Annotated in this window: 14 protein-coding genes and 1 tRNA gene; 2 read left to right on the forward strand and 13 right to left on the reverse strand. The window is 63.9% G+C overall.

From position 1 onward, the window contains the following. Window positions 1–9: 9 nt before the first annotated feature. Genes DXK93_RS17850 through DXK93_RS17870 form a run of 5 tightly spaced genes read right to left on the reverse strand, consistent with a single transcriptional unit; the run spans window position 10 to window position 4561 of the window. Complete coding sequence (locus DXK93_RS17850) at window positions 10–1554, reverse strand: acyl-CoA carboxylase subunit beta (RefSeq protein WP_119450739.1); 1545 nt, start codon at window positions 1552–1554, stop codon at window positions 10–12. Between the two features lie 32 nt (window positions 1555–1586). Further along, window positions 1587–2255, reverse strand: a complete 669-nt coding sequence (locus tag DXK93_RS17855) for a 3-oxoacid CoA-transferase subunit B (RefSeq protein WP_119450740.1) — start codon at window positions 2253–2255, stop codon at window positions 1587–1589. Next, window positions 2242–2931 (reverse strand): 3-oxoacid CoA-transferase subunit A, encoded by a 690-nt coding sequence (locus DXK93_RS17860; protein WP_054458619.1) that lies wholly within the window; start codon window positions 2929–2931, stop codon window positions 2242–2244. The genes DXK93_RS17855 and DXK93_RS17860 overlap by 14 nt, the downstream gene beginning before the upstream one ends. A 59-nt stretch (window positions 2932–2990) precedes the next feature. Continuing rightward, window positions 2991–4163, reverse strand: a complete 1173-nt coding sequence (locus DXK93_RS17865) for a thiolase (protein WP_119450741.1) — start codon at window positions 4161–4163, stop codon at window positions 2991–2993. After that, window positions 4160–4561, reverse strand: a complete 402-nt coding sequence (locus DXK93_RS17870) for a Zn-ribbon domain-containing OB-fold protein (protein WP_119450742.1) — start codon at window positions 4559–4561, stop codon at window positions 4160–4162. Before DXK93_RS17870 ends, DXK93_RS17865 begins: the two co-directional genes overlap by 4 nt. 150 nt (window positions 4562–4711) lie before the next feature. On the opposite strand from DXK93_RS17870, the gene DXK93_RS17875 reads away from it, so the two are divergent. Beyond that, window positions 4712–5644, forward strand: a complete 933-nt coding sequence (locus tag DXK93_RS17875) for a LysR family transcriptional regulator (protein WP_054458626.1) — start codon at window positions 4712–4714, stop codon at window positions 5642–5644. Window positions 5645–5657: 13 nt separating this feature from the next. On the opposite strand, the gene DXK93_RS17880 is transcribed toward DXK93_RS17875, so the two are convergent. Then, window positions 5658–6251: a YSC84-related protein gene (locus DXK93_RS17880; protein ID WP_054458628.1), complete on the reverse strand. Its 594-nt coding sequence runs from the start codon at window positions 6249–6251 to the stop codon at window positions 5658–5660. A 328-nt stretch (window positions 6252–6579) separates the two neighbouring features. On the opposite strand from DXK93_RS17880, the gene DXK93_RS17885 reads away from it, so the two are divergent. After that, window positions 6580–6738 (forward strand): DUF6726 family protein, encoded by a 159-nt coding sequence (locus tag DXK93_RS17885; RefSeq protein ID WP_119450743.1) that lies wholly within the window; start codon window positions 6580–6582, stop codon window positions 6736–6738. Window positions 6739–6792: 54 nt separating this feature from the next. Here the strand turns inward: DXK93_RS17885 and DXK93_RS17890 are convergent, their stop codons facing one another. The 7 genes from DXK93_RS17890 to dnaG form a co-directional block, all read right to left on the reverse strand. Continuing rightward, window positions 6793–7035: a hypothetical protein gene (locus tag DXK93_RS17890; protein ID WP_054458632.1), complete on the reverse strand. Its 243-nt coding sequence runs from the start codon at window positions 7033–7035 to the stop codon at window positions 6793–6795. A 207-nt stretch (window positions 7036–7242) separates the two neighbouring features. Then, window positions 7243–7776 (reverse strand): DUF4189 domain-containing protein, encoded by a 534-nt coding sequence (locus tag DXK93_RS17895; protein ID WP_119450744.1) that lies wholly within the window; start codon window positions 7774–7776, stop codon window positions 7243–7245. An 81-nt stretch (window positions 7777–7857) separates the two neighbouring features. Then, window positions 7858–8157, reverse strand: coding sequence for a DUF2514 family protein (locus DXK93_RS17900; protein WP_233564562.1), 300 nt, complete (start codon window positions 8155–8157; stop codon window positions 7858–7860). After that, window positions 8123–8311, reverse strand: a complete 189-nt coding sequence (locus DXK93_RS32340; RefSeq protein ID WP_309600015.1) for a DUF2514 family protein — start codon at window positions 8309–8311, stop codon at window positions 8123–8125. Before DXK93_RS32340 ends, DXK93_RS17900 begins: the two co-directional genes overlap by 35 nt. A gap of 106 nt (window positions 8312–8417) precedes the next feature. Next, window positions 8418–8496, reverse strand: a tRNA-Ile gene (locus DXK93_RS17905). 9 nt (window positions 8497–8505) lie between these two features. Continuing rightward, window positions 8506–10770 (reverse strand): RNA polymerase sigma factor RpoD, encoded by a 2265-nt coding sequence (gene rpoD, locus DXK93_RS17910; protein WP_054458639.1) that lies wholly within the window; start codon window positions 10768–10770, stop codon window positions 8506–8508. A gap of 746 nt (window positions 10771–11516) precedes the next feature. Continuing rightward, window positions 11517–13571 carry a DNA primase gene (dnaG, locus tag DXK93_RS17915; RefSeq protein ID WP_119450745.1) on the reverse strand — a complete coding sequence of 685 codons (2055 nt, stop codon included), beginning with the start codon at window positions 13569–13571 and terminating at the stop codon, window positions 11517–11519. Window positions 13572–13579: the final 8 nt, after the last annotated feature.

Raw genomic sequence — 13579 nt, forward strand, 5'->3', positions numbered from 1 at the left:
TGCATCCTCTCAGGGCCGGTATCCGGTGGTCACCTGGCCGGGCCGGCGCAGCGGCGCGGCCAGATTGGCGAACTCGACCAGGCGCGCTCGCGTGCAGGCCGGATCGATGATGTCCTCGATGACGAAGGCCTCCGCGCTGCGGAACGGGGACGTCAGGGCCCGCACTCTTTCCTCGATCTCCGCGCGCTTGGCTTCCGGGTCGGCGGCCGCCTCGATCTCGGACCGGTACGCCACCTCCAGGCCGCCCTCGATGGGCAGCGAGCCCCATTGCGCCGATGGCCAGGCATAGCGGAAGTTGAAGCGGCTGGAATTCTGATGGCCGCCCGCTGCCACGCCGAAAGCGCGCCGCATGATCAGCGAGAACCAGGGCACCGTCGACTGCGCGACCGCCGTCAGCGCCTTCACCCCTGCGCGCATCACGCCGTCCTTCTCGGCTTCCAGACCGATCTGGAAACCCGCGATGTCGACCAGGTTCACCACCGGCAAATGGAAGGTCTCGGCCAGATCGACCAGGCGGGTGAATTTCTCGGCGGTATGCCGGTCCCAGCCGCCGCCATAGTGATAAGGGTTGCTGGCGGCGAACAGCACCGGCCAGCCATCCACCCGGGCCAGGCCGCCGACAATGGCCTTGCCCCAATGCCGGCCGATTTCGAACACGCTGCCGGGATCGAACAAGGTTTCCAGTATCGGCCGGATCTTGTAGACCTTGCGCGTGTCCCTCGGGATGGCCGTGCGCAGCCAGTCCTGGTCCGCAGCCACGGTCGGGATCTCGCCCCTGGGCGCAAGATCGTGCACGGAGGCGGGCATGTACGACAGGAAGCGCCGCGCGGCCGCGAAGGCCTCGTCCTCGGAATCCACCTCGTCGTCCACCACGCCATTGCGCGTATGGATGGCGCTTCCACCCAGTTCGTTCTTGCCCAGATTCTGGCCGATCTTGGCCACCACCGGTGGACCCGCGATGAACAGCTGCGAAGTGTCCTTCACCATGACGGAATAGTGGCTGCCCGCCACGCGCGCAGCCCCTTGGCCCGCCACCGATCCGAGGGCCAGCGACACCACCGGGACCTGCGCCAGGTTGCGCGCCACATAGGCCCAGATCTTCATCTTCGGCAGCAGCGCATGCCCCATCTTCTCGATGTTCCTGACCGAGCCGCCGCCGCCCGTACCGTCGATGAGGCGCACCAGCGGAATGCGCAGGTCGAACGCCATCTGCTCGGCGAATATCATCTTGTCGCCCACAGCGCCGTCGTTCGCGCCGCCGCGCACGGTGAAGTCGTCGCCCACGACCACGACGTTTTTACGGCCCAGCGCCGCGCGCCCCATGATCACGTTCGAGGGCATCACATGAACCAGGCGGCCCTGTTCGTCATATTCGCCGCTGCCGGCCAATCCGCCGACTTCGACGAACGAACCGCCGTCGACCAGCCGTTCGATCCGTTGGCGGATGTCCAGCTTGCCTGCGTCATGCTGACGCTTCACCTTGTCCTCGCCCCCCATGCGCAGGGAAAACGCCTTGCGGCGCGCCAGTTCGTCCAATTCCTGCGTCCAGCTCATTGCTTCCTCCCATGACGGCGCCAGCCTGAAACTCAGGGCGCCAGTTCGATCCACGCCTCGTCCAGCGTCAGTTCCACCGCGGTCCGCGCCTGCAGCGCCGCGAAATCCAGGCCGCTCACCATCGCCCGCACATGCAGCCCGTCCGGCCTGATGTCCAGGATGGCCAGATCGCTATAGATGCGATCCACCACGGCCTTGCCGGTAAGGGGATAAGTGCATGCGGGCACGATCTTTGGCCGGCCGTCGCGATCCACGTGCTGCATCATCACGAAGATGCGCTTGGCGCCCGCCACCAGATCCATGGCCCCGCCGACCGCCGGTATCGAGTCTTCGCGCCCCGTGTCCCAGTTGGCCAGGTCGCCGTCGGCCGACACCTGGAAGGCGCCCAGCACGGTGAGATCGATATGGCCGCCGCGCATCATCGAAAAGGACACGACGTGATCGGTGATCGACGCCCCGATGTCCAGCGCGACGGGCTCCTTGCTGGCGTTGAGCAGATCCCCGTCGACCTCCGCGCCTGGCGGCAGGCCTTTCATGCCCAGGATGCCGTTTTCGCTATGCAGCACCACGCCGCGCTCCGGCTTCAGGTAATCCGCCACCGACGTCGGCATGCCTATGCCCAGATTGACGTACGAAGCGGGCGGAATGTCGTCGGCGACGATCTGCGCCATGCGCGCGCGGGACAGGCTATTGATGCTCATTGGGGCACTCGACGATGCGTTGAACGAATATTCCGGGCGTCACGACCTGTTCCGGCGCCAACGCCCCCAGCGGCACCACCTGGTCGACCTGAGCCACCGTGAGCCTTGCGGCCATGCACATCACAGGTCCGAAATTGCGGCTGGCGTAGCGGTAGGTCAGATTGCCCGCGCTGTCGCCGTACTGGGCCTTCACGAAGGCCACATCGCCCGGCAACGGCTCTTCCAGCACATACCCCCGGCCGTTGATGGAGCGCGTTTCCTTGCCTTGCGCCAGCCGCGTCCCATAGGCCGTGGGCGTGAAGAAAGGTCCCATGCCCGCGCCAGCGGCGCGCAGGCGTTCGGCCAAGGTGCCCTGCGGCACCACCTCCAGCTCGATCCTGCCCGCCGCATACCATTCGCCGAACGCGGCGGCATTGGGCTTCCTGGGATTGGAGGAACGGGCGAAGGAGCAGATCACCTTGCGCACCCGCCCCGCACGGATCAACTGGCTCAAGCCCGGCTCGCCATTGCCGGCGTTGTTGTTGACGATGGTCAATTCGCGCGCGCCGGTTTCCAGCAGCGTCTGCAACAGTTCCGTTGGCACGCCGGATGCGCCGAACCCGCCGATCAGCAGTGTGGCGCCATCCTCCACCCCGGCCACGGCGGACTCCAAAGTAGGCACGATCTTGTTCAACATTGCTTTCCCCATGGCGATGGATGCGGTCGTTCCGCCTCTACCGCAAACTTGTCGGACGGTCAGAGCGCAGGCAAGGCGCTCAGGATCGCGGTGGACTGGCTGGACAAGGTCCCGCCGTTGCCATGCACCAGGGCCAGGTTCGGATCCTTCAACTGGCGCTCTCCGCATTCGCCGCGCAACTGCCTGACGGCCTCGACCATGAGAAATACGCCGTACATGCCGGGATGCACGCAGGACAAGCCGCCGCCGTTGGTATTGACCGCCAGCCGCCCGCCCGGCGCGATTGCGCCGTCGTCCACGAACGCGCCGCCCTCGCCCTTCTGGCAGAAGCCCAGGTCTTCCAGGAACAGGATGGTGTTGATGGTGAAGGCGTCATACAACATGGCCAGGTCCATGTCCTTTGCAGATACGCCGGCCATCTCGTAGCAGCGCCTGCCCGATTCAAGCGCCGCCGTCACCGTCAGGTCATGCATGGAGGAAACCTGCCGGTTCCACACCGCGGTGGCGTTGCCCATCACGTACACCGGCTTCCTGGCGCAATCGCGAGCCCGGTCCGAGCGCGTCAGCACAAAGGCGCCCGCGCCATCGCTGACCATGCAGCAGTCGCGAACGGTAAAGGGCTCGCAGACCGGACGCGCAGCCTCCACATCCGCCAGCGACAGCGGCTCGCGCATGGTGGCGTCGGGGTTCAACTGCGCCCATTTCCGCGCGGCCACCGCCACTTCCGATAATTGCTTGCGCGTGGTGCCGTACTGGTGCATGTGGCGGCTCGCGGCCAACGCATACGCCGCCACCGGCAAAGGCGGGTCATAGGGCGTTTCGTAGGGCTGAGGGTCTAGGGATTTCCGCGCGCGAGTCAGATCGGCGCGGTTGAACTTGGCAGTGCGCTGGGTGCTGCCGTAGCAGACCAGGACCGCATTGCATTGCCCGGACGCCAGCGCGTGCATTGCGGGCAGCAGATGCGCCACGTAGCTGGAGCCGCCTATCATGGTGCTGTCCAGGAAGGTCGGCCGTATGCCCAGATACTCGACCACCGACATCGCCCACATGGGCGACAGGGAACTGCATGTCGTAATGCCGTCTATGTCCTTCAGGCTCAGGCCCGCATCGGCGATCGCAGCCATGGCGGCCTGCGCCAGCACCTCCTGCTCGGTATAACCGCGGGCCTGACCCAGCCCGGCCTGCCCCACGCCCACCACGGCAGTCTTGCCCCTCAAATCGCGCAGCGTCATGCCACTGCTCCCATAGGCACAAAGACCACTTTCGCCGCCTCGCCGTCTCCAACGATCCTGGCGCTGACGCGCATGCCGATCCGCACATGTCCAGGCGCGATCTCCGCGACACGGCTCATCATCCGCACGCCTTCCGGCAGATCCACGAGGCACACGTTGTAGTCGCCGCCCTGCTCCGCATCGCGATACACGGTGGTGCTGGCGTACACCACGCCCTCGCCCGCGGGGCTGAACCAATCCAATGCCGCGCCGCCGCAATGGGGGCATACGCAGCGCGGATAGAACACCGCCTGCCTGCAATCGGCGCAGCGTTGGATCTGAAACCGGCCTGCCGCCAGGCCCTCCAGATAAACCTGCTCGGGTCCGCCCGCTGCCTGCGCACTGCTCTGGATCTCCACCCTTGTCTCCTGTCGTCTTTTTGAACCTGCCAACATTGCGGCTCAGTGTAGGGACAGGCGTGCGGCAGATAAACGGACCCGAGGGCAAATCACCTTTAACTTTGCGCGCGGGAATGGCTAAGATGGCGTGCACCCATCAGTCCGACCGCCATGTACATCCTGATAGACCATCTCAAGCATGTTCTGAATTTCGTACGCGTCGCAGACAGCGGCAGCTTCACGGCCGCGGCGCACCGGCTCGACATCTCCACCGCATCGGTGAGCAAGAGCGTCTCGCTGCTTGAGGCCAAGCTGGGTGTGAAGCTGCTCAATCGCACCACGCGCAACCTGTCGCTGACCGACGATGGCGAATTGCTGCTGCAGCGCTGCCGCCACATCCTGCTGGAAGTGGAAGCCGCCGAGGCCGAAGTGACTGGCGCCAGCGTGAGCCCGCGCGGCAAGCTGCGCGTGCATGCGCCGGTCGGCTTGGGCAGGAAGGTCATCATGCCCGCGCTGCTGTCGCTGACCGCGCGCTATCCGGAGCTATCGATCAATGCCGATTTCAGCGACCGCATGCCCAATCTGGCCGAAGAAGGATTGGATGCCACCATACGGATCGGCGTCACGGCCGATTCGCGCGTCATCGCCAAGACCTTGTCCCGGCTGCGCTACGTCACGTGCGCCAGCCCCGCCTATCTGGCCGCACACGGCACGCCGGCCACGCCCAATGAGCTGGAACGGCACAACTGCCTGGCCTACGTCCAATGGCAGACGGGCCGATATCACGAATGGGATTTCCAGAAAGGCGATGAGCGCTACACGATCACGCCCGGCGGCAATCTGAACGTGAATCATCCGGAAGCCATTCTGGACGCCGTGGTGGCCGGCGCGGGCATCGCCCGCATGGCCAGCTTCATCGCGGAATCCGCCGTGCGGGACGGACGCCTGAAGCTGGTGCTGACGGACTGGATGGCGCCCGGCGCGCCGGTCCAGCTGGTCTATCTGCCGAACCGGCACCTGTCGCCGCGCATCCGGGCCTTCGTGGATGCGATGACAGAGGCCTTGCCGCCGCAATTGCCTTGGGAAAAGGCAATGGGGCTGTAAGGGTGCGGGCCGCTTACAGCAGCAGCGGTGAAATCTTGCTGCCGTCCACCGACACCCCGGCCATGAGGCCGCCGTTGTTCAAGACGAAGCCGACGATGGGCTGCTGCGCGGTGTAGGTATCGATGCTGCCGTTGACGCCCACATTGGCCACCGCGACCGTCGCGTCCGCCCCCACTGTCCAGCCGCTGCTGGCCCGGAACTTGGCCAGGGCGCCGTCGGTCATGAACAGCACCACCATCGCCTTGGACTGCGCGCCGGCCTGCAAGCCGATGGAGCCGCCCGTGATGCTGTAGTAGCCGGTATCCGACCCGCCTACGCGCAGCACGCCCGTTCCATGCTGCGCGCCTACGATGAAGCTCGCGCTCAATACGCCCGGAAACACCAGCACGCCACGCGCGCGTTCCACCAATTGCTTGGCCTGGGACGAGGACTGATAAAGCTTGGTCAGGGTCGCGTCGGCTGCGGTATCGAGTTCCTGCCGCTTTTCCGCAGCCGTGGCCGAGGATTGGGCGGTGGTCGTGGTGCAGCCGGTGAACGCCAGGCTGGCCACGCCGAGCATCGCGGCGAGCACGCCGGCCCGACCTGCCTTGGGGAGAGTATCAAGCATGTAGCGCTCCTTATTGTTGTTGGACGCCCTTCCAGGCGCGCCCGGAAGGAGAACGCCACCATCCTACCTGGGATTTTCCGGCCTTGGCGCCATACAAGCGGGATCTGCGTTACTTCCTGTTCCAGGACGAGCAAGTGTCATTACACTTGGCCAGCATTTCCCCACTAATTGCCGTGCAGACGCAAAGCAGAATGCCGCTTCCGCCATGCATCGTGCACATTCTCTTCAGATGGAAATCCGCGTCTGAACATGATCGGCATCGACGCCGTGCGACACCGTCAGCCCTTCCTCGGGCAGCGCCTTGACCAATTATTTTCGAGCACGTCCGATGAAGTGGATCCTGGTCTCAATGCTATGCATGTTCGCGTCCGGCTGCGGTGTCGCCGCCGCCCCGTGCCGTATCGCATCTGCCGCCATCAAGATCGTGCCGGTCGTCGGCGACGTCGCGGCGGCGCCGACGGATGCTTGCGCGGAAGTCATCGACTGATGCGTTGCCTACGCTGTTCCCTTGCCCGCGGCAGACACAGTTGCTTGATCCCGCTTAGCTACATGTGACAACGCTGACCATGCTCAATGCACTGGTCAGGTATTGGATTGCGGCTGCTTTCTCCGGAGTCTGGTGAACGGACGAATTTTCCAGCTTTACCAAGGCATGCCTCATCAACTCGCCGGGAGACATCATTGAGATGTCAGACGCCATTGGGCGAGCGCCGCTCCACGCCAGGGCTTCCGCCTCGAAAGCCAGCGGGTCTGGGGCAGTACCAGGCAGGGCGTTGGATTTCATCGGAGTTCTCCATTGCTGTCTTGCACAAAAGGAGATCAGAGCGAGGGCCGACACGAAAGTTCCGGTGTGACGGCAGGCCGTGGGTACTTGGCGCTTGCAGATGACGTTAGATCACGGCCGGACAGTGGGCCAAACGCCGACTATCGCCCGATGGCGCGCCGCGCACGCCCCATACTGCAGGGACAGCGGGAGGGGGCCCGCAGCGGCCTATTGTATGAACTCCGCCTGGCTGCAATTAGAGAAATGGACGGTGCATTCCGTCAGGTTCTTCTCTTTGCAGATGTCCATGGCGTCGTCGGTCGCCTGCTCGATGGTGTAGTGCTTGCGGAACATGGTGAAGTACTGGCCATTGCCGACCGCCCCCGAAGCCACGATCGCGCACTGATTGTAGAACGTCATCGCCGTCTTGCAGTCGGTGCCGCCCTTCGAGACACAGTGAGCAATGGCCGCCTTGGTCGCTTCGCGCTCGCTGCCACGGTTGCCCGCCATGCCGACCAGGTTTTCCTTGCTGGACGCGAATGCGCCCCAGCGGGTTTCCCAATGCCCCTGCGGACGCGGCGGCGGCGGCGGCACGCCACCGCCCTGCGGCACTTGGTAAAGGCCAGGGATGGGGATGCACTGGGCCGGCCCCTGGGTGGACATGGTGTAACCATCGCCGCATCCCTGCTCCGCCGCCGCCGGACGCGCAGCGATGAGGACCAGGGCCGCAAACACAAGGGCAAGACAGGGAGCGCGCTTCATCCAGTTTTCCCGTAATGATGGCCGAACTGCCGGAATTTGCGGATATTAGCAGTTCCATGTGGCCGCACATGGTCGCAATACTCAACCCCCACCCCGGCCGTTGGGGTCTCGCACCTCATCGTAGGCCCGTTCGCATGTCAGTCCCGCGATGCGGGCACGATCTGCAACGCCCGCAAGCGCTTCAGCTCGATCGATAGCGCGGCCAAGCATGTAGGCGAGCAGATCGACGGCAGCGGCTCCTGACGGGCCTGCGTCGGCAAGGGCGGGCTGTTCGGCAACTGCGGCGCGAGCCAACGTGTTTGCGCGGGCACGCAGCCGGTCACGCTCAACACGAGTGCCAGCAGCATCAGCGACCGCGACAGCGGCTTTTTTTCTGGGCATTATCGCGGGCTTGCTCCATGGCGGCAGTGCGTCGTCGTTCTTCGGTTCTCGCCGCCTCAACAGCGGCAACAGTGGCCTGGGATTGCGCATCCCGCTCAATGGCCTGGACAGCACGCAGCTCGGCCACCTCCCGGCCGTGGAACGCGCCCAGCACGAACCAAGCGACGCCGAGAACGTTAAGATTACGTCAATATCGGAGCCGGAAAAGAAACAGCCGCCATTGCTGGCGGCTGTAGGTGCCTGAATTAACAGGACTTTCTTGGTAGGCCCCCCGAGAGTCGAACTCGGCACCAACGGATTATGAGTCCGCTGCTCTAACCAGGCATGAGCTAGAGGCCCTAAAAACTTTTACTGCCCTTCCAGGAAGCTCTTCAGCTTATCGGCCCGGCTGGGGTGACGCAGCTTGCGCAGCGCTTTCGCTTCTATTTGGCGGATGCGCTCGCGCGTGACGTCGAATTGCTTGCCCACTTCTTCCAGGGTCTGGTCCGTGCTCATTTCGATGCCGAAACGCATACGCAGAACCTTGGCTTCACGCGGGGTGAGAGAGTCTAGCACTTCCTTGACCACATCGCGCATGGAACCGTGCAAAGCCGCGTCGGAAGGCGCCAGCGTGGACGTGTCTTCGATGAAATCGCCCAGGTGCGAGTCGTCGTCGTCACCGATAGGCGTTTCCATGGAGATCGGTTCCTTGGCGATCTTCAGGATCTTGCGGATCTTGTCCTCGGGCATGTCCATCTTCTGCGCCAGGGTCGCGGGATCCGGCTCGGCGCCGGTTTCCTGCAGGATCTGGCGGCTGATCCGGTTCATCTTGTTGATCGTTTCGATCATGTGGACCGGAATACGGATGGTGCGCGCCTGGTCGGCGATGGAACGCGTGATGGCCTGACGGATCCACCAGGTCGCATAGGTCGAGAACTTGTAGCCGCGACGGTACTCGAACTTGTCCACGGCCTTCATCAGGCCGATGTTGCCTTCCTGGATCAGGTCCAGGAACTGCAGGCCGCGGTTCGTGTACTTCTTGGCGATCGAGATCACCAGACGCAGGTTGGCCTCGGTCATTTCACGCTTGGCCTTGCGGGCCTTGGCTTCGCCGGTGGCCATGCGCTTGTTGACGTCCTTCAGGTCCTTCAACGGCAGCACGACGCGCGTTTGCAGGTCGATGAGCTTCTGCTGCAGTTCCTGCACGGCGGGAATCTGACGCTCCAGCGTTTCGGCGTACGGGTGGCCGGCAGCCACTTCGTCGACGACCCACTGCATGTTGGTTTCGTTGCCCGGGAACACCTTGATGAAGTGCGTGCGCGGCATGCCGGCACGGTCCACACACGTGTGCAGGACAGCGCGTTCGAGCTGGCGCACTTCCTCGACCTGCTGACGCAGGGTGTCCGCCAGCTTCTCGACCATCTTGGCCGTGAAGCGGATGCCCATCAGTTCATTCTGGATGGATTCCTGGGCGCGCACGTAGACGTCCGACTTGTAGCCGTCCTTCTCGTACGAGTGGCGCATCTTCTCGAACTGCTTGCCGACTTCGTCGAACTTGGCCAGGGCCTTCACGCGCAGGTCTTCCAGCTGCTTGCTGGACATGCCGCCAGCGGGGCCGTCGTCGCCTTCGTCTTCCTCGGCGGTGACGCCGGCGCCGGCGTATTCCTCGCCGTCTTCCGGATCGACCAGGCCGTCGACCACTTCGTCGATCTGGGCCTGGCCTTCACGCACGCGCAGGATATGAGCCAGGATCTCGTTGATCGTGGTCGGGCAGGCCGAGATGGCCATGACCATGTGCTTCAGGCCGTCTTCGATGCGCTTGGCGATTTCGATTTCGCCTTCGCGCGTCAGCAGTTCCACCGAGCCCATTTCACGCATGTACATGCGCACGGGGTCCGTGGTGCGGCCGAAATCCGAGTCAACGGTCGTCAGCGCGGCTTCGGCTTCGTCTTCGACGTCGTCGTCGTTGGACGCGACCGGCGCGTTTTCGCTCATCAGCAGCGTTTCGGCATCGGGCGCCTGGTCGTAGACCGCGATGCCCATATCGCTGAACGTGCTGATGATGCCGTCGATCGCTTCCGCGTCGACCAGATCGTCGGGCAGATGATCGTTGATTTCGCCGTAGGTCAGGTAGCCGCGGTCCTTGCCCAGCTTGATCAGCTGCTTCAGGCGGTTGCGGCGCGCTTCGTATTCTTCGGGCGTGACGGGGCCGCGGGCGATCAGATCCTTGGGATCGGCCTTGCCGCGCTTGCCGCCGCGCTTGGGCGGCTTCAGATCGGGCAGAACTTCGCCGTCGCCGTCCATGGTGTCGTCAAAGCCGTCGGAATCGTTGTTCGCGTTCTTGGCGGGACGTCCCGGGCGCCGGCCGCTGGGCGCGGGGCGCGCGCTGCCCACCAGGTCGGCGAGCTTGTCTTCGGCCTTCTTGGCGCGAGCCTTGGTCACCTTCTCGGGCTTGTCAGCCGCGGCAGCCTTGGCCGTCTTCTTGGCGGCCGTCTTGGCTGCGGGCTTGGCGACCTTCACCGCCGTCTTGGCGGGCGCCTTTTCCGCTGCCATGCTTACGACGCGCTTGGTCGTGGTGGCCTTGGTTTCGGCCGCATCAATTGCAGAGGAGGATTTGCCGGTGGATTTGGTCATAGTCGCTTCCGTGGTCGTCGCAACCCGTTCGGGCATGTTGCACCGCATGAAGCCGCTTTGGACAGCGGTCCAACGCGGCGGTTATACGGGTAAATCTGGTGAATCAGCGGAGATCACGCGGCTGCGTTGTTCGCAGCGCCGGCTCTTGCGAGCCCGCTTGGCGCCGTTGCGGTGCAATACCGTACTCGCGCGTTGCGTGCATGACCTCATCCTGCGTAGGCTCCCGGGCGTCGGGGGGGCTGCCTGCCTATAAATAGGCTTTGCTTGCTTATCGGGCCTTTGCCCCAAGCAGCTGAGTAGACACAGCACCCAAACCACTAACGCCATCCGGAGATAACCACCGCCGAACTGCTTGATTCACCGCTTAGCTATATTAATTAACCATGTAACAAAGTTGACGCGCGCATCCGCTTTTATTTCTGCCGTTGCGCATCTGACGTTCCGTTTTCTGGAGCATCCGCCACGCCCGGATCGCCGGTCCCGCGTCAAACCCTATACATCCATTAGATTCTGGCTGCCGGAATAGATTCCGCCCGCCGAATGCATTTCTTGTTGCTCACGCCTCGTGGCACGAGGATTAGCGCCAAATTCAGCAAGAATCAGGCCGCAATCAACTGCAAGCGCCACAATCCGCGTACATCAGAAGACAGACCTATCAGGCAGGCTCGCGCCCAACCTCACACTCCCGTCCCGCCCGCCGCAAAAAAACTCGCTTCGCAAGCGGACAACCTTTGATTTTAGCGCATTTAGCGCACGCCAGCACCTTTCAGCACGGCCATGCGGCTGGAAAGCTCCTGATAGCGTTTGCGCGCCTCTTCCGTGGCCAGGCCCGCCGCAGCGAGCTTGGCCATTTCCAGCTTGGCCGAGTCAAATTCGATCCGTCTCAAGGCGTCGTCCCATTCCGTTTGCGGATCAGGCAGGTCTTCCTGGGACAGGATGTCGGCCCGCAGGCCCTTCAGCACCGTCGCCAGATCCGAATCCGGCTCCGCGGCTTCCAGCAGGGCGCCGACATGGCGGGCGCCGCTGGACTGCGCCAGCATGATCAGGTCTCTTACAAGACCTAGATGGGGGCCGTGGTCGATGACTTCAAGCTGCTGATCACCCATGGAGTCGACCAGTTCGGGATGCGCCAGCAGCAAGCCCAGCAGGCGCTTGGCCAGCGACGGCATGGTGCGGCGGCCTTCAAACCCGCCCACATCGTTGTCGCGCTTGCCTTTCCAGCCGCCTTTGCCGCCCTTCCAGTCACCCTTGCCCTTCCAGTCGCTTTTGCCCTTCCACTCCTGCTTTCCGCCGCCGCGCTGAGCTCCTCCGCCACCAAAGTCGGAACCCTGGGACGGTAGATGAACCTGGTCCGCGTAGTCGGACTCGTCGGCCGGGATATCATGAAAATCGTGTCCGGCGAAATCGTAGCCAGCGTCCGTATAGCCCGGCTCGTGGCTCGGCGCCGCAACCGCGCCGGCATCCCCCCCCGTGGCGCCCGGCTTGGGCGCGGGCGCGAAGGGTTTTGCGGGCTGCTGAGCCAGCACCTGCGCCATTTCCTCGGGCGTCAGCTGTACCAGCTTTGCCATTTCCCGCTCGATCTGCACGCGCAACGCGCATTCGGGAATGGCAGCCAGCAATGGCTTGGCCTCGTGCAGGCAACTGGCCCGCCCTTCGGCTTCGTTCATGTTGTGCCGCGAGGCCAACTCGTCCAGCAGGAAGCGGGACAGCGCCACGGCCTCTCCCAGGCACGCCCGGAAAGCTTCCGCGCCCAGTTCGCGCACATACGAGTCGGGATCGTGCTCTGACGGCAGAAACAGGAAGCGGATCGCAATGTCGTCGCGCAGCACGGGCAGGCAAGCCTGCAGTGCACGCCACGCGGCGCGCCGACCCGCGCCGTCGCCGTCGAAGCTGAAGATGACCTTGTCGCTGGCGCGCAGCAGCTTCTTGACGTGGTCCGGCGTGGTAGCCGTACCCAGCGTCGCTACCGCGTTGGCGATGCCTTGCTGAGCCAGGCCGACCACGTCCATGTAGCCTTCGACCACAATGACCTGCCCTTCCTGGCGTATGGCCTGGCGCGCCTCCCACAGCCCGTAGAGCTCGTGCCCCTTCGAGAACAGCGGGGTTTCGGGCGAATTCAGGTACTTGGGTTCGCCCTTGCCGATGATGCGCCCGCCGAAGCCGATGAGACTGCCCCGCGCATTGCGGATCGGGAACATGACGCGTTCCCGGAAACGGTCGTAGCGACGTCCGTCTTCGGATTCGATAACCAGTCCGGATTCCACCAGGACGGGGTCCTCGTAATTCGGGAAGACCTGCGACAAGCCGTGGCGGTCGGTGCCCGACCATCCCAGGCCGAAATGCGCCGCGATTTCACCGGTCAGGCCGCGCTGCTTCAAATAGCGGATCGCTGCGGGCGAGGCCCGCAACTGCTTGAGGTAATGCGTCTGAGCGGCATCCAGCACCTGCGTGTGGCGGGATTCCTCGGCCTTGCGGCGCGCGGTTTCCTGCTGCTGGCGTGGACTGCGATTTTCTTCGGGGACCGTCATTCCCGCCGATGCCGCGAGCGTGCGCACGGCATCGGGGAAACTGGCGCCCGTGTGTTCCATCAGGAAGGTGATGGCGCTGCCATGCGCTCCGCAACCGAAGCAGTGATAGAACTGCTTGGTGGGGCTGACAGTGAACGAGGGACTTTTTTCGTTATGAAAAGGGCACAGGCCAAGCAAGTTGGCCCCGCCCTTTCTCAACTGCACGTATCGCCCGACTATGTCGACGACGTCGACTCGGGCGAGCAAATCCTGGATGAATGATTCTGGAATCAATAGATTCG

The organism is Achromobacter sp. K91, from assembly GCF_003576205.1.
Lineage (GTDB): Bacteria > Pseudomonadota > Gammaproteobacteria > Burkholderiales > Burkholderiaceae_B > Achromobacter > Achromobacter aegrifaciens.